Origin of the sequence: Candidatus Devosia phytovorans, assembly GCA_029202405.1 — a bacterium.
GTDB lineage: Bacteria > Pseudomonadota > Alphaproteobacteria > Rhizobiales > Devosiaceae > Devosia > Devosia phytovorans.
Map to the genome: position 1 here is coordinate 3,648,809 of CP119312.1, position 18,190 is coordinate 3,666,998.

Annotated in this window: 20 protein-coding genes; 13 read left to right on the plus strand and 7 right to left on the minus strand. The window is 62.2% G+C overall.

What is annotated here, in order from left to right; all coding sequences use genetic code 11:
• Positions 1-159 precede the first annotated feature (159 nt).
• The 5 genes from P0Y65_17795 to P0Y65_17815 all read left to right on the plus strand — a co-directional run bounded on the left by P0Y65_17795 (position 160) and on the right by P0Y65_17815 (position 5,111).
• On the plus strand, positions 160-969 hold the full coding sequence (locus P0Y65_17795; GenBank protein ID WEK06832.1) for an ABC transporter ATP-binding protein: 810 nt from the start codon (positions 160-162) through the stop codon (positions 967-969).
• Positions 966-1,835, plus strand: coding sequence for an ABC transporter permease (locus tag P0Y65_17800; GenBank protein WEK04017.1), 870 nt, complete (start codon positions 966-968; stop codon positions 1,833-1,835). Before P0Y65_17795 ends, P0Y65_17800 begins: the two co-directional genes overlap by 4 nt.
• Positions 1,832-2,932 carry an ABC transporter permease gene (locus tag P0Y65_17805; GenBank protein WEK04018.1) on the plus strand — a complete coding sequence of 367 codons (1,101 nt, stop codon included), beginning with the start codon at positions 1,832-1,834 and terminating at the stop codon, positions 2,930-2,932. Before P0Y65_17800 ends, P0Y65_17805 begins: the two co-directional genes overlap by 4 nt.
• Before the next feature lie 20 nt (positions 2,933-2,952).
• A complete protein-coding gene (locus tag P0Y65_17810) occupies positions 2,953-3,927 on the plus strand; it encodes an ABC transporter substrate-binding protein (GenBank protein ID WEK04019.1) in 975 nt (324 codons plus the stop codon).
• A gap of 290 nt (positions 3,928-4,217) precedes the next feature.
• On the plus strand, positions 4,218-5,111 hold the full coding sequence (locus P0Y65_17815) for a hypothetical protein (GenBank protein ID WEK04020.1): 894 nt from the start codon (positions 4,218-4,220) through the stop codon (positions 5,109-5,111).
• A 138-nt stretch (positions 5,112-5,249) separates the two neighbouring features.
• Here P0Y65_17815 and truB read toward each other — a convergent pair whose 3' ends face one another.
• The 3 genes from truB to P0Y65_17830 all read right to left on the minus strand — a co-directional run bounded on the left by truB (position 5,250) and on the right by P0Y65_17830 (position 7,664).
• A complete protein-coding gene (truB, locus tag P0Y65_17820) occupies positions 5,250-6,155 on the minus strand; it encodes a tRNA pseudouridine(55) synthase TruB (protein WEK04021.1) in 906 nt (301 codons plus the stop codon).
• Positions 6,152-6,559, minus strand: coding sequence for a 30S ribosome-binding factor RbfA (gene rbfA, locus P0Y65_17825; GenBank protein ID WEK04022.1), 408 nt, complete (start codon positions 6,557-6,559; stop codon positions 6,152-6,154). Before rbfA ends, truB begins: the two co-directional genes overlap by 4 nt.
• 79 nt (positions 6,560-6,638) lie before the next feature.
• Complete coding sequence (locus P0Y65_17830) at positions 6,639-7,664, minus strand: D-glycerate dehydrogenase (GenBank protein WEK04023.1); 1,026 nt, start codon at positions 7,662-7,664, stop codon at positions 6,639-6,641.
• Between the two features lie 105 nt (positions 7,665-7,769).
• On the opposite strand from P0Y65_17830, the gene P0Y65_17835 reads away from it, so the two are divergent.
• Positions 7,770-8,360, plus strand: coding sequence for an SH3 domain-containing protein (locus P0Y65_17835; protein WEK04024.1), 591 nt, complete (start codon positions 7,770-7,772; stop codon positions 8,358-8,360).
• A 138-nt stretch (positions 8,361-8,498) separates the two neighbouring features.
• Here P0Y65_17835 and P0Y65_17840 read toward each other — a convergent pair whose 3' ends face one another.
• Complete coding sequence (locus P0Y65_17840; GenBank protein WEK04025.1) at positions 8,499-9,284, minus strand: siderophore ferric iron reductase; 786 nt, start codon at positions 9,282-9,284, stop codon at positions 8,499-8,501.
• Between the two features lie 108 nt (positions 9,285-9,392).
• On the opposite strand from P0Y65_17840, the gene P0Y65_17845 reads away from it, so the two are divergent.
• The 3 genes from P0Y65_17845 to P0Y65_17855 are packed head-to-tail and all read left to right on the plus strand — an operon-like array spanning position 9,393 to position 11,555.
• The gene (locus P0Y65_17845; protein WEK04026.1) at positions 9,393-9,764 is read left to right on the plus strand and encodes a GntR family transcriptional regulator; all 372 of its coding nucleotides are present in this window, start codon (positions 9,393-9,395) and stop codon (positions 9,762-9,764) included.
• Positions 9,757-10,671 carry an ABC transporter ATP-binding protein gene (locus P0Y65_17850; protein WEK04027.1) on the plus strand — a complete coding sequence of 305 codons (915 nt, stop codon included), beginning with the start codon at positions 9,757-9,759 and terminating at the stop codon, positions 10,669-10,671. The genes P0Y65_17845 and P0Y65_17850 overlap by 8 nt, the downstream gene beginning before the upstream one ends.
• Positions 10,668-11,555, plus strand: a complete 888-nt coding sequence (locus P0Y65_17855) for a hypothetical protein (protein WEK04028.1) — start codon at positions 10,668-10,670, stop codon at positions 11,553-11,555. Before P0Y65_17850 ends, P0Y65_17855 begins: the two co-directional genes overlap by 4 nt.
• Positions 11,556-11,577: 22 nt before the next feature.
• On the opposite strand, the gene P0Y65_17860 is transcribed toward P0Y65_17855, so the two are convergent.
• Genes P0Y65_17860 through P0Y65_17870 form a run of 3 tightly spaced genes read right to left on the minus strand, consistent with a single transcriptional unit; the run spans position 11,578 to position 14,609 of the window.
• Positions 11,578-12,444 (minus strand): glycosyltransferase family 8 protein, encoded by an 867-nt coding sequence (locus P0Y65_17860; protein ID WEK04029.1) that lies wholly within the window; start codon positions 12,442-12,444, stop codon positions 11,578-11,580.
• 37 nt (positions 12,445-12,481) lie between these two features.
• Positions 12,482-13,357, minus strand: a complete 876-nt coding sequence (locus tag P0Y65_17865) for a glycosyltransferase family 8 protein (GenBank protein ID WEK04030.1) — start codon at positions 13,355-13,357, stop codon at positions 12,482-12,484.
• Complete coding sequence (locus P0Y65_17870) at positions 13,350-14,609, minus strand: O-antigen ligase family protein (GenBank protein ID WEK04031.1); 1,260 nt, start codon at positions 14,607-14,609, stop codon at positions 13,350-13,352. Before P0Y65_17870 ends, P0Y65_17865 begins: the two co-directional genes overlap by 8 nt.
• Positions 14,610-14,786: 177 nt before the next feature.
• Here P0Y65_17870 and P0Y65_17875 point away from each other — a divergent pair, with 177 nt between their 5' ends.
• The 4 genes from P0Y65_17875 to P0Y65_17890 are packed head-to-tail and all read left to right on the plus strand — an operon-like array spanning position 14,787 to position 18,188.
• On the plus strand, positions 14,787-15,614 hold the full coding sequence (locus P0Y65_17875) for a metal ABC transporter substrate-binding protein (protein WEK06833.1): 828 nt from the start codon (positions 14,787-14,789) through the stop codon (positions 15,612-15,614).
• Positions 15,611-16,501 carry a manganese/iron ABC transporter ATP-binding protein gene (locus P0Y65_17880; GenBank protein ID WEK04032.1) on the plus strand — a complete coding sequence of 297 codons (891 nt, stop codon included), beginning with the start codon at positions 15,611-15,613 and terminating at the stop codon, positions 16,499-16,501. The genes P0Y65_17875 and P0Y65_17880 overlap by 4 nt, the downstream gene beginning before the upstream one ends.
• Entirely contained in the window at positions 16,498-17,352 is an 855-nt protein-coding gene (locus P0Y65_17885; GenBank protein WEK04033.1) for a metal ABC transporter permease, read from the plus strand. Before P0Y65_17880 ends, P0Y65_17885 begins: the two co-directional genes overlap by 4 nt.
• A complete protein-coding gene (locus P0Y65_17890) occupies positions 17,349-18,188 on the plus strand; it encodes a metal ABC transporter permease (GenBank protein WEK04034.1) in 840 nt (279 codons plus the stop codon). Before P0Y65_17885 ends, P0Y65_17890 begins: the two co-directional genes overlap by 4 nt.
• Positions 18,189-18,190 lie beyond the last annotated feature (2 nt).

The following is an 18,190-nucleotide window of genomic DNA, read 5'->3' on the forward strand; positions in this document are numbered from 1 at the left end:
GGAGTGTTCGGACAGATGTTTCAGGACCCCTGAAAACGGCACGGCGCTTGCTAGAGAGCCCGCAATAGAAAAGTCTGGCCATCGGGCGACGAAGGGGCACCTGGTCCCCGATGGAAATAGCGAGAGGGGCACAAGAGCTTGTCCGAGACGTCGCCGCATATTGCTTCCAAGCCGACGGGCGCCAGCCCGGTCATCTCGGCCAGTCACCTGGGCTTGACCTTCAAGACCAATGACGGTGACGTCATTGCGCTCAGCGACGTCAATCTCACCATCAACAAGGGCGAGTTCGTTTCCTTCATCGGCCCCTCGGGCTGCGGCAAGACCACATTCCTGCGCACTATCGCCGATCTGGAACAACCGACCTCGGGCACACTGACCATCAATGGCCAGACACCGGAAAACGCCCGCAAGGACCGGGCCTATGGTTATGTCTTCCAGGCGCCAGCGCTTTACCCCTGGCGGACGATCGAAAAGAATGTCGCCCTGCCGCTCGAAATCATGGGTTATGGCCAGAGCCAGCAGGCCGAGCGCATCAAGCGCACCATGGATCTGGTCAATCTCTCCGGCTTCGAAAAGAAATATCCCTGGCAGCTCTCCGGCGGCATGCAGCAGCGCGCCTCGATCGCCCGCGCCCTGGCCTTCGATGCCGACTTGCTGCTGATGGACGAGCCCTTCGGCGCGCTGGACGAGATCGTGCGTGACCATCTCAATTCCGAATTGCTCAAACTCTGGGATCGCACCAGCAAGACCATCTGCTTTGTCACCCATTCCATTCCCGAGGCGGTCTATCTTTCGACCAAGATCGTCGTCATGTCGCCGCGCCCCGGCCGCGTCACCGATGTGATCGAGAGCAACCTTCCCCGCGAGCGTCCGCTCGACATTCGCGAAACGCCGGAATTTTTGGCCATCGCGGCACGCGTGCGCGACGGTCTGCGCGCCGGGCATAGCTATGACGGGGATCACGTGTGAACCGCGTCCTGCCTGTCATCACCATCCTGCTTGCCATCGTCGCCATCTGGTATGGCGCAGCCATTTCGATGAATGCGCCCTGGCAGAATACGCTCAATGGCCGCGCCGATCTGGTGGACGTCCCCTTCACCGATTTTGCACTACAGACCTGGTCACAGGACAAGCCGATCCTGCCAGCGCCGCATCAGGTGCTGGGCGAGATCTGGAACGGGACCATGGCGCTGGAAATCACCTCGCGCCGGTCGCTGGCCTATCATGGCTGGGTCACCCTCTCCTCGACCCTCCTCGGCTTTGTGCTGGGCACGGCACTGGGGGTGGGTCTGGCGGTCATCATCACCCATAATGACGCGTCCGATCGTTCGCTGATGCCGTGGATCATTGCCAGCCAGACCATTCCGATCCTGGCCGTCGCGCCCATGGTGGTGGTGGGTCTCGGCGCCGTCGGGCTGACCGGGCTTTTGCCCAAGGCGCTGATCTCGATGTATCTGAGCTTCTTCCCGGTCGTGGTCGGCATGGTCAAAGGACTGCGCTCGCCCGAGGGCATCCAGCTTGATTTGATGCGCACCTATGACGCCTCGCCCTGGCAGAGTTTCTGGAAGCTGCGCTGGCCGGCCGCCATGCCCTTCCTCTTCGCCTCGATGAAGGTCGGTATTGCCATTTCGTTGATCGGCGCCGTGGTGGCCGAGCTTTCCAATGCCGCCGGTGGCGGGCTGGGCGTGCGCCTGCTGACTGGCTCCTACAATGGCCAGACCATCCAGATCTGGGCGGCACTGTTTATCGCGGCGGCTTTGGCGGCGGTACTGGTCGTTATCGTCGGGGCGGCGGAAAAAGCGGTCAACGCCCGGATGGGAGTGCGCCCGGCATGAGCCAGCTGCAATTCTTCATTGCCCTCGTTGCCGGTGGACTTTCCGCGGCTGGCTTTGCGCTCAGCTTTGTCACGCCCTTCGAACAGGCGCTGCTGCTGAAGGCCTTTCTCGGCCTCGGCTTCCTGTCGCTGATCCGCTTCTTCATCCCCATCGGGCTCTGGGCCGATGGTGCCTTTGCCGTACTGGGTGCGGTGGCCGTGCTGACCTCGATCGGCATCTTTCAGCCGGCGCCGGCCTTTTTCTGGATGGCGCTGATCGTGGCTTGGCTCTTCTCCTGGCTCTTCGTTGAGCGGCTGAGCAAGGTGCTGGCGCCACGCCTGTCGGACAATGCGGGCCTGGGGCTGATCATCCCGATCACCTTTGGCGTGGCCTTGCTGGTCATCTGGGAAGTGGTGACGCGCGGCGCCAATGTGCCACCGGTGCTCTTGCCGCCGCCCTCGATGATCGGGGCGCAGCTGGCCAATTCGACCGGCATCCTCTGGGCCGATTTCGTCCAGACCTTCGTCAAGTCCGTGCTGCCCGGCTATGTCATGGGGTGCCTTGCCGGTCTGGTTGTGGCGGTGCTGGTCGATCGTTCGCCCTTCCTCAAGGCGGGGCTGCTGCCGATCGGCAATTTCATGTCGGCCCTGCCCATCATCGGCATCGCGCCGATCATGGTCATGTGGTTCGGCTTTGACTGGCAATCGAAAGCCGCGGTCGTCGTCGCGATGACCTTCTTCCCCATGCTGGTCAACACGGTGGCCGGGCTCAATGCCGCATCCAATATCGAGCGCGACCTGATGCGCACCTATGCCGCCTCCTATTGGCAAACCCTTATGAAGCTTCGGCTCCCCGCTGCGGGCCCCTTCATATTCAACGCCCTCAAGATCAACTCGACTCTGGCCTTGATCGGCGCAATCGTAGCGGAATTCTTCGGGACGCCCGTTGTGGGAATGGGCTTCCGAATTTCTACAGGCGTTGGCCGTCTGGCCATCGATCTGGTCTGGGCAGAGATCGCCGTTGCAGCGATCGCGGGGTCTGCCTTCTACGGGGTGATTGCCCTCATCGAAAGGGGCGCCACCTTCTGGCATCCGTCTGTCCGTGGTGGACGGGCGTAACAGGGAAAAGGGAACGAAAAATGAAGAAGTCTATTGGAGGTTTGCTGGTCAGCGCTCTGGCGCTTTCGGCCGCTCCCGCCTTTGCGCAGGACGCATTGACGCTGCAGCTGAAGTGGGTCACGCAGGCGCAGTTCGCCGGCTATCTCGTTGCTGAATCAAAGGGTTTCTACGACGAGGAGAATCTCGACATCACCATCCTGCCCGGCGGCCCCAACATTGCTCCGGAACAGGTGATCGCCGGCGGTGGCGCCGATATCATCGTCACCTGGATGGCGGCCGGCTTGGCGGCGCGCGATACCGGCGTGCCGCTGGTCAATATCGCCCAGCCGTTCAAGCGCTCGGGCCTGATGATGATCTGCCCGACCGAGACCGAAATCAATGAGGTTGCTGACTTTCCCGGCCATACCCTGGGTGTCTGGTTCTTCGGCAATGAATATCCGTTCTTTGCCTGGATGAACAAGGAAGGCATTGCCACCGATGGTTCGGAAGGCGGCGTCACCGTGCTGCAGCAGAGCTTTGACATCCAGCCGATGATCCAGGGCCAGGCGGACTGTATCTCGGTGATGACCTACAACGAGTATGGTCAGGCGCTCGATGCTGGCTATGGTCCTGATAACCTGACGATTTTCAACTATACCGAACTGGGCAACGACCTGCTCGAAGACGGTCTCTATGTGATGGAAGACAGCCTCGACGATCCGGCCAAGGTGGATGCCTACACCCGCTTCGTGCGGGCCTCGATGAAGGGCTGGGAATATGCCGCGGCCAATCCGGAAGAAGCCGCGCAAATCGTTGTCGACATGGACGAAACTGGCGCCGCGACACTGGAGCACCAGCTCTACATGACCGGCGAAGTGGCCAAGCTGGTCGACCCTGCCGATCCGGCGCTCGACATGGCGACCTATGACCGTACGGTCAAGGCGCTGCTCGACCAGTCGATCATCAAGGCCGAGCCGGAAGGCGCCTATACGACCGTCGTGACCGACGGGCTGTAACCGTCAAGCATGCTTGACGACTTCTTGTGAAAGGCGGGGCTGGCGCCCCGCCTTTTGCCGTTCCCGGCCGAGTTCACGGCGCCGTGCACAAAGTTGATGCAACTCCGGAACGATTCCGTGCCGCGCACGGTTGAAGTGCCACTGAATGCGTCAACCAAGAAGGGCATATCCCCATGAACTCCATCATCTATATCGTCGGCCTCATCGTCATCGTCATGGCCATCCTGTCGTTCATCGGTCTCGCCTGATTTTCACGGCCAGAGCCACAAACAAAAACAGGAGCCATAGCCATGACCATTGACGCGCCCGCGGGCGTAGCCATCGTCGAGTCACCCGCCGCCAACCGCGACCAGTCCTCCTATGTGGATTGGCCCGCCATTATTGCGGGCATTGTCCTCGCCTCTGCGATCAGCCTGGTGCTGGTCACCTTCGGTTCGGCTGTCGGGCTGAACTTCCTTGAATTCGGCTATGGCGACGGTCCCAATCCGATCTTCGTCGGCATTGCCGCCGCAACCTGGCTGCTCTGGGTGCAGATCTCCAGCTTCATGGCTGGCGGCTATTTGACCGGCCGTCTGCGTCGCCGCTATTTCGATGCGACCGAGGACGAGAGCGACCTGCGTGACGGTGCCCATGGCCTGCTGGTCTGGGCCGGCGCTGCCATCCTTGGCACCGTAATCGCCGTTGGTAGCATTGGCGCTGCAGCCAGCACCGCCGGCAATGTGGCGGCGACCGCAACCACCGCCGCTTCGAATGTCGCCGAAGGCGCTGCCGATGCCGTCGACCCCAACGCCTACTTCATCGACACCATGTTCCGCACGACCCAGCCGGTCGATGCCGATGGTGCCCGTGCCGAGGCGGGCCGGATCTTCGCCCAGGCTGCGCTTGGCGACGGCGCCGTTGCCGATGCAGACCGCACCTATCTGGCCAGCGTTGTTGCCGCCAATACGGGCATCCCGCAGCCGGAAGCCGAAGCCCGCGTCGACCAGGCCATCACCAGCGTCGAGGAAGCTCGCCAGACAGCTATCGAAGCTGCCCGGATCGCCCGCAACACGACGATCATCGGTGCCTTCCTTCTGGCTGCCTCGCTGCTGGTTTCGGCCATCGGCGCCTTCTGGGCGGCCCAGAAGGGCGGCAATCACCGCGACGAAAACACCGTCTTTGCCGGTATCTTCAAGCGCTTCTAACAGTCAGGAAAGGAACATCACATGCTACGTGGCATCGGACTTTGGCTTCTCGGCGTGCCGATCTGGCTGATTATCATCATCATCTTCTTCCTGCGCTAGGAAGAGAAAAGGCGGGGATCACTCCCCGCCTTTTTCATTTCAGTTGAACACCCGCCTGGGCTTGAACTGGCCGAATTCGACCCAGCCGGTGGCAAGGCAGTCGCCCTTGAAGCTGGCCCAGCATTCGTCGACCGAAGCGGGGGCGCCGGCACCGGTCAGCAGCACCGGGTTACCGTGGCGGACGGCGGTGGCCTGCTGCGGGTCGAGCCGGATTTCGGGCAGGTCGGCAAAGCCGGCGGAAACCGGCTTGAGCAGGGCATCACGCTCCTCAAGGCTCAGCGCCTCGAGCTGGTCGATGGTGACGGCATCTTCATCGTGGAAGGGCCCGACATCGGCGCGGTGCAGGGTGCCCACATGGCCGCGGGTGCCAAGGGTCTCGGCAATGTCGCGGGCCAGCGAGCGCACATAAGTGCCCTTGCCGCAGACCACTTCGAGGATAGTCCGCTCCGTGCCGTGTTCGATCAGCTCGATTTCGTCGACCTCGATCTCGCGGGGCTGCAGTTCCACGGTCTCGCCGGCGCGGGCGAGGTCGTAGGCGCGTTCGCCATCCACCTTGAGCGCGGAAAAGATCGGGGGACGCTGCATGATGACGCCGGTGAACTGCGGCAGGACAGCTTCGAGCGCAGACCGGTCCGGACGGACATCGGAAGTGGCGATGACTTCGCCCTCGGTATCGTCGGTCGTGGTAGCGCTGCCCCAGACAATCGAGAAGCGATAGACCTTGGTGCCGTCCTGTACCTGGGGCACGGCCTTGGTGGCTTCGCCCAGGGCGATCGGCAGAATGCCGGTGGCCAGTGGATCGAGCGTGCCGGCATGGCCGGCCTTCATGGCGCCGAACAGCCAGCGGATCTTGCCCACGGCCTGGGTCGAGGTCATTTCATAGGGCTTGTTGAGCACGACCCAGCCGGAGACGGGGCGTTTCAACCGTTTTGGCTTGTCACTCACGCGTCGTCGCCGTCGTCGTCTTCGAGGTCGCGCTGCACCTTGTCGGAGCGCAGCAGCGCATCGATGCGGCCGGCTTCCTCGAAGGTGTCATCGACATAAAAGCGCAGGTTGGGCGCGTATTTCATATTGATCTGCGGCGCCACGCGGCCGCGGATGAACTTGTTATGGCGGTTAAGCGCCGCCACGACTTCCTCGGCATGGGCCCCGCCCAGCGGCATGATATAGGCATTGGCCAGCTTCAGGTCGGGCGTCATGCGCACTTCGGGCACGGTGATCACCGCGCCGCGCAGGGCGTCGTCCTCGACATCGCCGCGGGCGAAGATGGCGGCCAGCGCATGGCGCACCAGTTCGCCAACGCGCAGCATGCGCTGGCTAGGGCCGGTTGGTTTGTTGTCTTTGCTCATCGCGCGGAATTAGGCCTTTGCTGCCGTGCAGTCAATCTGCCCGCTCAGGCGAGCTTAACGGGATACAGGGGTAAGCCGGCTAGTCCGTGGCGCGGGGTGGGCGGCCATGCACACCTTCGGGCAGCACGCGATGGGGCGGCTGGTGGCCGTCCATAAAGGTGCGGATATTGACGATGACGGTCTCGCCCATTTCCACCCGGGCCTCCAATGTCGCCGAGGCCATATGCGCCGTCAGCACCACCTTGTTGGCTTCGGCCAGGGCCAGCAGGCGCGCATCGATGCCATTTCGGTTCTCGAAGACGTCGAGGGCAGCACCGGCCAGATGGCCATGTTCGATGGCGTCGAGCAGCGCCACTTCATCGACCAGCTCGGGGCGGCTGACATTGACCACGAAACTGCCCGGCTTCATGGCACGAATGCGTTCGGCCGAAAGAATATGGAACGTTTCGCGCGTGTGCGGGGTGTGCAGCGAGACGATGTCGACCGCCGCCAGCATGGCGTCGAGATTGTCCCAATAGGTGGCGCCGAGCGGGGTCTCAACGGCCAGGGGCCTCTGCTGGCGCGAGAAATAGTGGATGTTGAGGCCGAAGGCGCGGGCGCGCTGGGCCACTGCCGTGCCGATACGGCCCATGCCGACGATGCCGAGTGCCTTGCCGCGCAGGCGATGGCCCAGCATGGAGGTGGGCGACCAGCCAGCCCAGGCGCCATCGCGCAGCAGCATCTGCGTGCCTTCGACCAACCGCCGCGGCAGGGCGAGCATCAGCGCCATAGCCATGTCGGCGGTATCTTCGGTCAGCACGGAAGGGGTGTTGGTGACGGTGAGGCCCGCCGCCCAGGCGGCCTCGATATCGATATTGTCGACGCCATTGCCGAACTGGGCGATGAGCCGCACGCTCTTGGGCAGGCGGGCAATCAGTTCGGCGTCGATGCGGTCGGTGATGGAACAGACGAGCACATGCTTGCCGTCGAGACCCTCGATGATATCGTCGCCGGTCAGGGTCACGTCGCCCTCGTTGACATGGGTGTCAAACAGGGTGGCCATGCGGGCCTCGATGCTCTCGGGCAGACGCCGGGTCACGAGAATTTGCGGTTTATGGCTGGCCATGCGTTCCGGGATCAGCGGCGCCTGAAGGCATGGAAAATGCCAGGCTTCAGTGCCCATTAAGGATCATCGGCTAGTGATAGGTTAAATTCCTTTTCCTGAAAAGTCATGTTTGACGAGACCGTGAAGCCCATCATTGCCCGTCATTGCGTCGCGTCTGGCGCCAGGTTCTTCCGCCACCTGTCCGTTTTCGTTCTTGTCGCGCTGCTTCTGGTGCCGGCAGCGCATGCGCAGGCCAATAATCCGAGCGGACTGCCGCTGCCGCGCTTCGTCACGACGCGCAGCGAGCCGATCAATGTGCGCGTGGGTCCGGGCGAGCGCTATGACATTGTCTGGACCTATGTGAAATCGGGCGTGCCGGTCGAAATCATCCAGGAATTCGATACCTGGCGCAAAATCCGCGACATTGATGGCGACGAAGGCTGGATCCATCAGAACCTGCTGGTCGGAACACGCGCCGGCTATGTGACGCCGATCATGGCCAATGCCGAGACGCCGCTGTTGTCGAACCGTTCGGCGGAATCGAGCGTGCGGGCGCAGCTGGGCCCGGGCTTGAAAGTGACGATCAAGGAATGCGACGGCACCTGGTGCGAGGTTTCGGCCAGCGGCCAGGCGCCCAACCAGCGCAACACGACCTATTCGGGCTTCATGCATCAGGACGAGCTCTGGGGGGTCTATCCCGAAGAGGCGTTCGACTAGGGCTTTGGTGCCACACCCTCGTGGTTCGAGGCTCGCAAAAGCTCGCACCTCACCATGAGGGTTACTGAGAATTCGATGCGCCAACAGCCCTCATGGTGAGGCGGGAGCGAAGCGACCCTGGAACACGAGGGCATGGCACTAAGCCAGTTCCGCCAGAGCATTCTCCGTCTGCCGTGCCACCCGCACGGTATCGTCCTGCTTGGGACAGGTGCTGCAGTATGTCGTGGCATCGATCAGGTAGTCGAGACAGCAGCCCTTGCGGCGGACAATCAGCAGGCGCTGGCCCTGTGGTCCCTCGACGCGCTGCAGAGCGCCCTGGCCGGTGAGACCCAGGGCATCCAGCCAGAGTGCCGTATAGGTCTCCACCTGCTCCAGCGGCAGGTCGCGGCGGCGATGGCTGAGCCAGACCATTAGGCTCAGCATGCGATCGGCAAACAGGCGGCGGGCCGGCAGGGGCTTGAGTTTTGCCAGCACATTGACCTCGGCCAGCATTTTCTCGGCCACGGGGCGCAATTGCGCGCCAGCATTGGCAATCAGGGCTTCGGGATCGCCGAGTATCTGCGTGCCGGGCAACAGCCGATAGCCGTCCACAAAGATGCCGCGCCTCTGTTGGCTGAGGCCACCCAGATCGGGCATGGCGCCATGGATATGCGCCGCGATGACAGCCAGGTAGGCCGGCTGCCAGAGCAGGTTGGTCCAAAGGCGAACGGCATGGAAGGCCGGGCCAGCCTTGGGATAGGTGGCGACGAGCGCGGCGTACAGTCCGGCCAGCACGGCGGTGTTGTCGGCGCCCGGCTGATACCAGCCGCTTCTGGCCACGCCGGGCTCGCCTTTCATGAAGCCGGTGACCTGTGCCGCCGTCGCGATCAACCGCGTGGTGGCGGCATCGGCAGAGTCTTGCGAAAAAAGGAACGAGCGGACCATGGGGCGGTTCTAGCCTCACGGAGACTGCACGGAAAGCCCCTCGCGGAATCGGGCTTGACGGGATACTTTAGTGTGCTAGTTTAGTAGAACACTATACGAGCGAGACACATGGATGATTTCCACTCCAGCCAGCCGATCTTCGTGCAGATCCGGCAAAGGCTTATCGAGATGATCCTGCGCGGATCGGTCAAGGAGGGCGAGGCATTGCCCTCGGTCCGCCAGATCGCCGCCGAACTTTCGGTCAATCCGCTGACGGTGACCAAGGCCTTCGACGCCCTGGTCGATGTTGGCGTCGTCGAAAAACGCAGAGGGCTAGGTATGTTCGTCAAATCCGGAGCGCGGGCCGAGCTGCTCGCCCATGAACGCGACAAGTTTCTCAAGGAAGACTGGCCGCGCATCGCCGCCCAGATCAAGGCGCTCGAGCTCGACGTCAGAAGCCTTCTCACCACGCCGTCCAGCCAGAGGCAGACCAATGACTGAGCTTTCCGCGACTGCATCATCGACTGCCATCGAACCGATCGTTTCCGCCCGCGGGTTGCGCAAGAAATTCGGGCGCAAGGAAATCCTGCACGGGCTCGACTTCGACATTCCGCCCGGCCGCATCTATGGGCTGATCGGCCACAATGGCGCGGGCAAGACCACGACACTCAATGCCATGCTGGGCCTCACGAGCTGTGAAGGCACGATCCGCGTTCTGGGCGAAGACCCCTTCGCCAAGCGTGCCAAGCTGATGGAGAATGTCGCCTTCATCTCCGACGTCGCCAGCCTGCCGCGGTTCTTGCGGGTGCGCGAACTCTTTGCGCTGCTGACCAATATTCATCCCAACTTTTCTCCGGAAAAGGCGCGCAGCTTCCTCGAGGGCACCGACATCAAGCCGGAGATGAAGGTCAAGCATCTCTCCAAGGGCATGGTGGCGCAGTTGCATCTGGCGGTCGTCATGGCAATCGATGCCAAGCTCTTGGTTCTCGACGAGCCGATGCTGGGGCTCGACATAACCTATCGCAAGCGCTTCTACCGGCGGCTGCTGGAAGACTATATGACCGAGGAGCGGACGCTGATCATCACCACCCACCAGGTGGACGAGATCGAGTTCATGCTGAGCGACATCATGTTCATCCGCGACGGCGAGATGATCCTCCACATGCAGATGGAGACGGTGAATGACAAGTTCACCCAGCTTGTCGTCAACGATCCCGACCTGCAGGACGCCGCGCGCCGGCATGGTCCGGTCTATGAGGAGACCCGCTTCGGTCAGACCGTGATGATCTTTGACGGGGTGGATCGCGTCACGCTCGAGCCCTATGGCCGGCTGTCGACACCGACGCTATCCGACCTCTTCGTCGCGCTGATGCAGCGACCCAGTGCCAATCCGGAGGCTGCCCGATGAAGGCCTTTGCCGCGCTCGTCCATCGCGAGCTGATCGAACATCGCGGGGCCTTCCTGATCGGGCCGCTGATTCTGGTTGCCGTGCTGTTCGGCGCCACCATCCTCGCCTTTACCGTGGGGCGGGTCGACGCCCGCTTTTCGGGGCAATTGTTCACCGTAGCGCCGCTGCGCGTCTATGAGGTGGGCTTCCTGTTCTTCGGCATGGGCTGGTCGCTCTACATGATGGCCGTGCTGTTCTTCTTTTGCGCCGACGGCTTTGCCGCCGACAAGAGGAACAATGCCATGCTGTTCTGGAAGTCCATGCCGGTCAGCGACTTCAAGGTGTTGCTGAGCAAGCTGGTAGCCGGGATCACCGTGCTGCCGGGCACGATCTTCGGCATCGCGCTGCTCAGCGGGCTGCTGCTCTATGGCGTGGCCTATGTGACCATGCTGATCAATGGCACGGCGAGCGTGGCCACCCTGGGCAATATCGTGGGGATATATGGGCAGGTGGCGCTGACCATTCTCGTGACGCTGGTCTGTGGTTTGCTGTGGTATCTGCCGGCCATGGCGCTGGTGGGGGCGATCGCCACCGCCGTGGGGCGCTGGGCCATTCCGATCTCGCTGCTGCTGCCGGCGCTGGTTTCGACGCTGGAATGGGTGACGCTGGGGGGTATCCACCCGTTTGATACGGCCACCTGGAAATTCATGGAGTATCGCGGCTCGCTGCCAGACACGCCCTATGTCGAGGGCTGGCTGACCTCGGAAAGCAGTTTCAGCGGCGTGGCCTTTGCCATGGACCTGATTGCCGGCATGGACTGGCTGCAGGTGGGGATCGGCGCGGCATTTGCCGTTTTCGTCATCTACCTCGCCAGCGAATATCGCCGCCGGGTCAACGACAATTAGGCCCCGTGCTCGGCCTGTGCGTTCAGCGCAGGCCTAGCTTTTTCTTCCACCAGCGCTGCCAGCGGTGCCGGGCGAAGCGGTAGAACAGGTCATTGGTCATCACGTGGCGGTAGAGCCGGCCGAAGGCGACGGTCTGCAGCATCCCGGCAAACAGGCCCCAGGGCTTGCGCTCGCCGGTATAGTGCAGGATGGCCGGATCGAGATTTTCGTGCTGTCGCCGCGCATCGATGGTGTTCCAGCGCCAGTCGAGCTTCAGCCACTGGTTCTTGAAGATCAGGTTGAGCAGATCCTGGTCGTAATAGATGCGCTGCATCACCCCGGTGCGATTGGCTTCCTCCATGCGGCCGATGATGTCGGCGTCGCGCCATTTGGCGACATCGATCACCAGCATGCCGGCGTTGAAGTAATAGTCGGCGGTGTTGAACAGGTCGCGGTTGGCAGCGAGGTTGCGGCCGCTGGTGATGAAGGCGCCCATGGTGTCGCGCACGGCGGCGATGGCATTGCCTGACAGATCGAGCTCAAACAAATACGCAATGTCGTCGCGCACCAGCATGTCGCAGTCGAGATAGAGGATGCGGGTGACATCTGCGGGCACCAGCCGGTCGATCATCAGCCGGGCGTAGACAATGTTGGACAGCCGCTTGTTCTCGGGCATGCGCGCGGCGATGTCGCTGAACATGTCCGACTGGTCGAGATCATACCATTCGAGGTGCACCGGGAATTCGTCCTGGATTTTAGCCAGGTCGGCGCGATGCTCGTCACTCAGCGTGCGGTGCAGCAGGTGAAACACCAGCTCTTCGCGGCGGTGAGTGAACAGGCAGACCGAGCGCATGGTGGCATAGGCCGGCGCCCAGAAGCTGTTATCGAAGGTCAGGGCGATGTGCATCATGGCTTGGATTCAACGTCTCTGTTGGCGGTGCACGCGGTCAGCGCAGGCCGAGCTTTTCCTTCCACCAGCGCTGCCAGCGATGCCGGGCAAAGCGGTAGAAGAGGTCATTGGTCATGACGTGGCGATAGGTGCGCGCATAGGCCGTGCTGCGCAGCATGCCCGCCAGGATCGCCCAGGGCTTGGTCTTGCCGGTGAAATGCAGAATGGCAGGGTCGAGTGCCTCATGGGCAAAGTGGGTGTCGATGACATTCCAGCGCCAGGGCAGCGCCTGCCAGCGATCACGGAAGATCACGTTCAGCACGCCCTGGTCGTAGTAGAGCCTGGGCAGGACGCCGGTCTGGGCCAACGTTGCGATCTCGCGTGCGAAGTCCATCTGACGCCATTGATCGAGGTCGATGACCAGCATGCCGGAATTGAAATTGACGTCGGCCGGATCAAAAATATCGGCATTCTGGCGCATGTCCTTGCGCAGCATCACCCATGGCGACAGCGAATCTGCCACCGCGCCCAGGGGATGGCCACCCAGCTCCATGGCGATGAGCTGTTCGATGGGCTTGCGCACCATCATGTCGCAATCGAGATAAACGACCTTGCTGACGTTGGCTGGCAGCAGGCTGCCCAGCATCAGCCTGGCATAGACGATTTTGGGCCATTGCGCGGAGGCCGGCATGCCGGTGACGAAGGTCTCGAAGGCGGGGATTTCGGCCAGTGGGTAGTAGCGCAATGTGGCGCCGTATTCGGACGCGATCTGATCGAGATCGCTCTTGTATTCGGCCGCCAGCGGCAGATGGATCAGATGGAAGACCAGATCGCGCCGGCGTTTCGTCGACAGGCAGATCGAGCGCATCACCGCATAGGCGGGCGCCCAGAAGCCGTCGTCAAAACAGAGGGCAATATGGAGCTGGTCAGACATCGCTTCGTCCGGGATCAGCGGGCAGGAACAGCAGAACCGCAGTCACAACAACCAGGGCGAATTTCGGAATCTCCACCATGAACAGGACGTCCGTGGCGCCGCCGACAAACAGTCCGAGGACGAAGGTTCCGGCCAGATAGGCGCGCAGGCTCCACTTGCCTTCGCCGCCATGGCTGCGCTGTGCCAGGAATGGCGCCGCCATGAACAGGCAATAGGCGGCAAAGCCCATGATGCCTGCGGCGACGGCAAAGCTCAGGGCATCATTGTGGATATAGGCCCAGCCTTCGGCCGCATAGCCTGCCCGACCCAGTTCGGACAGAAAAGGCATGGACGCGGTCAGCTGATCACGCCAGCCATGGCCGATCCATGGCGAGTGGACGAAAGCCTGCCAGCCAGCGCTATACATTTCGAGGCGATAGGCGGTCGAGACGTCGCCCCCCAGATCGCCGGTAAGGCTGCCCCAGGTTGCGCGCAGGGCATCGAAGGGGCGGGTGAAACCGGCTAGGCTTGCCAGATAGAAGATCAACAGCACAGATGCCGCCAGGACGATGGGCGTGAGCAGCTTTTGCCAGAGCGGCATGGCGCGGCGCTGCATCCAGAACAGGCCATAGAGCAGCGCGAGTGCGCAACCAACGACCAGGGCTGCTCGGGTGCCGGAGGCGACCGAGGCGACAAAGCCCAGCAGCGGACCGGCAAGCGCCAGCCAGCGCCAGGGGGAGGCGCTCATCAGGGTCACGCCCAATCCCATGAAGCCCAGCGTCACTGCCAGAGCAGCAAAATGGATCGGACTAAGGCTCGGTGCCGTCACCCGCATCTCTCCCTGCGACATGCCATAAAGGCCGACCGCGGCAGCAAAGCCCGCCCCGACGATGCAGACCAGTGCGAATTGCTGCAACGTGACGCTTCGAGACAGGGGGGCTATGGCGAGCATAAGGACTGGCGCCAGCGCAAACACCGAAAAGCTCACGAGGGAGGAAATGCTGGGCCAGCCGGGCTGGAGCAGGAAGGCGACGGCCAGCAGCACGAAACCACCCCATAACGCCCAGAGCGCGGGAGACTTCAGCAGCTTTTGCCAGTCTGGTGTGTGCCAGCCGACGGCAATCGTGGGGATGGACAAGGCGAGACCGACATAGGCAGCGCCATTGCCAAGAAAAGGCCAGAGCAGGAGTGTCGACAGAAGCGCGCCAGCACTCAGTGCGGCAGCGATGCGGTCGCGGGGACCCAAGAGGCCCAGGGAGATGGTCGATTGCATATGCGCCGCCTTTCGCCTCCGCTATCGCCAAATTCCCAGGGCGGGTCAACAAACCAACTTGCGAATGATTTGCAATTGCATTAGCTTCCGTCGCGTATTGACCTGGAGTGCGTAATGCGTCGTCGCCTGTTTTCCGCCCTGTTGCTGACTTCCGCCCTTGCCACCACCCTCCCTGCCATGGCCCAGGACCGCCTCAAGGTGGTTACGACCTTCACCATCATTGCCGACATGGCACGCAATGTCGCCGGTGACGCTGCGGACGTGGTGTCGATCACCAAGCCGGGCGCAGAAATTCACAATTACCAGCCGACGCCGGGCGACCTGATTGCGGCGCAGGATGCGGATCTGATCCTGTGGAACGGGCTCAATCTGGAGCAATGGTTCGAGCAGTTTCTGTCGAACCTGGGCGATATTCCGTCGAGTATCGTGACTGATGGCATCGAGCCGATGGGCATTGGCGAGGGGCCGTATCAGGGCAAGCCCAATCCGCATGCCTGGATGTCGGCAGATGACGCGCTGATCTATGTCGAGAATATCCGCGCGGCGCTTGCCGCTGCCGATCCGGCCAATGCGGCGACTTATGACGCCAATGCAGCGACCTATGTGGCTAAGATCAATGCCACGGTCGAGCCGATCCGCGCGGCGCTGGCCGCCATTCCCGAAGAGCGCCGCTGGCTGGCGAGTTCGGAGGGGGCGTTTTCCTATCTGGCCCGCGATTATGGGCTGAAGGAGCTCTATCTCTGGCCGATCAATGCCGACCAGCAGGGCACGCCGCAGCAGGTGCGCCATGTGATCGATGAAGTGCGGGCCAATGCCGTGCCGGCGATTTTTTCGGAATCGACCATTTCCAGCCGCCCGGCCGAACAGGTGGCGCGCGAGACCGGCATCAAATATGGCGGCGTGCTCTATGTGGATAGCCTCTCGGAAGAGGATGGTCCGGTGCCGACTTACCTTGACTTGCTGTCGGTCACCTCCAACACCATTGTCCAAGGCCTTACCCAATGAATGACATGACGCAAGCCATGGTGGCGCCGGGCCTCGAGGTCAGCGACATTACCGTCGCCTACCGCAATGGCACCACGGCCATCAAGCATGCCAGCTTTTCCATTCCGCGCGGCTCGATCACGGCGCTGGTGGGGGTGAACGGTTCGGGCAAGTCGACGCTGTTCAAGGCCATCATGGGTTTCGTGCCGCTGGCAGACGGCTCGGTGGATATTCTGGGCGTGCCGGGAAGGCAGGCGCTGAAGCGCAATCTCGTTGCCTATGTGCCGCAGAGCGAGGACGTCGACTGGAATTTTCCGGTGCTGGTCGAGGACGTGGTGATGATGGGGCGGTATGGCCACATGGGCATGCTGCGCCGGCCGAGCAAGACCGACCATGACATGGTCACCTCGGCGCTTGAACGCGTCAACATGGTGGAATTCCGCCATCGCCAGATCGGCGAACTCTCCGGCGGCCAGAAGAAGCGCGTCTTCCTCGCCCGGGCCCTGGCGCAGGAGGGTCAGGTGATCCTGCTCGACGAGCCCTTTACCGGCGTCGACGTCAAGACCGAGGATGCCATTGTGGACCTGCTGCGCGCCCTGCGCGACGAGGGTAAGGTCATGCTGGTATCCACGCATAACTTGGGCTCTGTCCCCGAGTTCTGCGACCGCACGGTGCTGGTCAAGGGGACGGTGCTGGCATCGGGGCCGACCGAGGAAATCTTTACCCGCGAATGGCTGGAAGAGACCTTTGGCGGGGCGCTTCGCCATTTCGTTTTGGCGGGATCGGGCCTCCATGACGATGACGATCCGCGGCATCTGTCGGTGCTGACCGACGATGAGCGGCCGCTGGTCATGTATGGCGAAAAGGGCAAGATGACCACCAAGCAGTCGGACAGGGTTGAGGAATGATCGAGCACCTGCTGCTGCCCTTCAACTATCACTACATGATCAATGCCATGTGGGTTTCCGCCCTTGTCGGCGGGGTCTGTGCGTTCCTCTCGGCCTATCTGATGCTGAAAGGCTGGTCACTGATCGGCGATGCGCTGAGCCATTCGATCGTTCCGGGCGTTGCCGGGGCCTATATGCTGGGTCTGCCGTTCTCCATCGGCGCCTTCTTTTCCGGCGGGCTCGCGGCGCTGGCCATGCTGTTTCTCACCCAGCGCACCAAGCTCAAGGAAGATGCGGTGATCGGACTGATCTTTACCGCCTTCTTTGGCCTCGGGCTCTTCATGATCTCGCTGTCCCCGACCTCGGTGAATATCCAGACCATCATCATGGGCAATATCCTGGCGGTGACGCCGGAGGATACGCTGCAACTGGTCATCATCGCTGTGGTGACGCTGGGCGTGATGTTTTTCATCTGGAAGGACCTGATGGTCACCTTCTTCGATGAAAGCCATGCCCGCTCGATCGGGCTCAATCCGCCGCTGCTGCGAGTGGTGTTCTTCACCCTGCTCGCCGCCTGTACCGTTGCGGCTATGCAGACCGTGGGAGCGTTTCTGGTCATCGCCATGGTGGTGACACCGGGCGCCACGGCCTATCTCCTCACCGACCGGTTTCCGCGGCTGATCCTGATCGCCATTGCGGTGGGCACGCTGTCGTCGCTGTTCGGCGCCTATATTTCCTTTTTCCTCGATGGGGCAACCGGTGGGGTGATCGTGGTGCTGCAGACGCTGGTGTTTCTCACCGCCTTCATCTTCGCCCCCAAGCACGGCATGCTGGCGGCGCGGCGCAAGGCCAAAGCGGAGATGGCGTCATGAGCGAGTTTTTCGTCTACGCCTTCTGGCCGTTCAGCTTTCCCTTCATGACGCAGGCCATGCTGATCGCCGTCATGGTGGCGATCCCGACTGCGCTGCTGTCCTGCTTCCTCGTGCTCAAGGGCTGGTCGCTGATGGGCGACGCCATTTCCCATGCCGTGCTGCCCGGGGTGGTGCTGGCCTATATCGTGGGTATTCCCCTTGGCATCGGCGCCTTTGCCGCGGGCATGGGCTGCGCGCTGTCGGTGGGCTTTCTCAAGGAAAACAGCCGGATCAAGGAAGATACGGTGATGGGCGTGGTGTTTGCGGGCCTTTTTGGCCTCGGCATCGTGCTCTACACGTCGATCCAGACCGACGTGCATCTCGACCATATCCTCTTCGGCGACATTCTGGGCGTCTCGACGGGTGACCTGATCCAGACCGGGATCATCGCCATCGTCGTCACGCTGATCGTGCTCGCCAAATGGCGGGACCTGCTGCTCTTCACCTTCGATCCGCAGCAGGCTGGCGCCATCGGCCTGCCGGTGCGCTGGCTGCATTACGGGCTGCTGGCACTGCTGTCCCTCACCATCGTCGCGGCACTCACCGCGGTGGGCATCGTGCTGGTCATTGCCCTGCTCGTCGCGCCGGGTGCCATTGCCTATCTGTGGAGCAAGCGCTTCGGGCCGATGATGTTGATTGCCGCGACGGTCTCGGTAACCTGTTCGCTGGTCGGCATTTATGCCAGCTTTTTCATCGACAGCGCCCCGGCCCCGACCATTGTGCTGCTGATGAGCGCGACCTTCATCGTGACCTTTCTGATCACCACTGTGCGCCGGCCGCAGGCGGCTCTGGCTTAGGA

Bases quoted from the DNA above. Each gene is read 5' to 3' on its own strand.
- P0Y65_17805 (WEK04018.1), top strand. From the start codon at position 1,832: ATGAGCCAGCTGCAATTCTTCATTGCCCTCGTTGCCGGTGGACTTTCC.
- P0Y65_17810 (WEK04019.1), top strand. From the start codon at position 2,953: ATGAAGAAGTCTATTGGAGGTTTGCTGGTCAGCGCTCTGGCGCTTTCG.
- P0Y65_17815 (WEK04020.1), top strand. From the start codon at position 4,218: ATGACCATTGACGCGCCCGCGGGCGTAGCCATCGTCGAGTCACCCGCC.
- rbfA (WEK04022.1), bottom strand. From the start codon at position 6,559: ATGAGCAAAGACAACAAACCAACCGGCCCTAGCCAGCGCATGCTGCGC.
- P0Y65_17830 (WEK04023.1), bottom strand. From the start codon at position 7,664: ATGGCCAGCCATAAACCGCAAATTCTCGTGACCCGGCGTCTGCCCGAG.
- P0Y65_17835 (WEK04024.1), top strand. From the start codon at position 7,770: ATGTTTGACGAGACCGTGAAGCCCATCATTGCCCGTCATTGCGTCGCG.
- P0Y65_17840 (WEK04025.1), bottom strand. From the start codon at position 9,284: ATGGTCCGCTCGTTCCTTTTTTCGCAAGACTCTGCCGATGCCGCCACC.
- P0Y65_17845 (WEK04026.1), top strand. From the start codon at position 9,393: ATGGATGATTTCCACTCCAGCCAGCCGATCTTCGTGCAGATCCGGCAA.
- P0Y65_17850 (WEK04027.1), top strand. From the start codon at position 9,757: ATGACTGAGCTTTCCGCGACTGCATCATCGACTGCCATCGAACCGATC.
- P0Y65_17855 (WEK04028.1), top strand. From the start codon at position 10,668: ATGAAGGCCTTTGCCGCGCTCGTCCATCGCGAGCTGATCGAACATCGC.
- P0Y65_17860 (WEK04029.1), bottom strand. From the start codon at position 12,444: ATGATGCACATCGCCCTGACCTTCGATAACAGCTTCTGGGCGCCGGCC.
- P0Y65_17865 (WEK04030.1), bottom strand. From the start codon at position 13,357: ATGTCTGACCAGCTCCATATTGCCCTCTGTTTTGACGACGGCTTCTGG.
- P0Y65_17870 (WEK04031.1), bottom strand. From the start codon at position 14,609: ATGCAATCGACCATCTCCCTGGGCCTCTTGGGTCCCCGCGACCGCATC.
- P0Y65_17875 (WEK06833.1), top strand. From the start codon at position 14,787: ATGGCCCAGGACCGCCTCAAGGTGGTTACGACCTTCACCATCATTGCC.
- P0Y65_17880 (WEK04032.1), top strand. From the start codon at position 15,611: ATGAATGACATGACGCAAGCCATGGTGGCGCCGGGCCTCGAGGTCAGC.
- P0Y65_17885 (WEK04033.1), top strand. From the start codon at position 16,498: ATGATCGAGCACCTGCTGCTGCCCTTCAACTATCACTACATGATCAAT.
- P0Y65_17890 (WEK04034.1), top strand. From the start codon at position 17,349: ATGAGCGAGTTTTTCGTCTACGCCTTCTGGCCGTTCAGCTTTCCCTTC.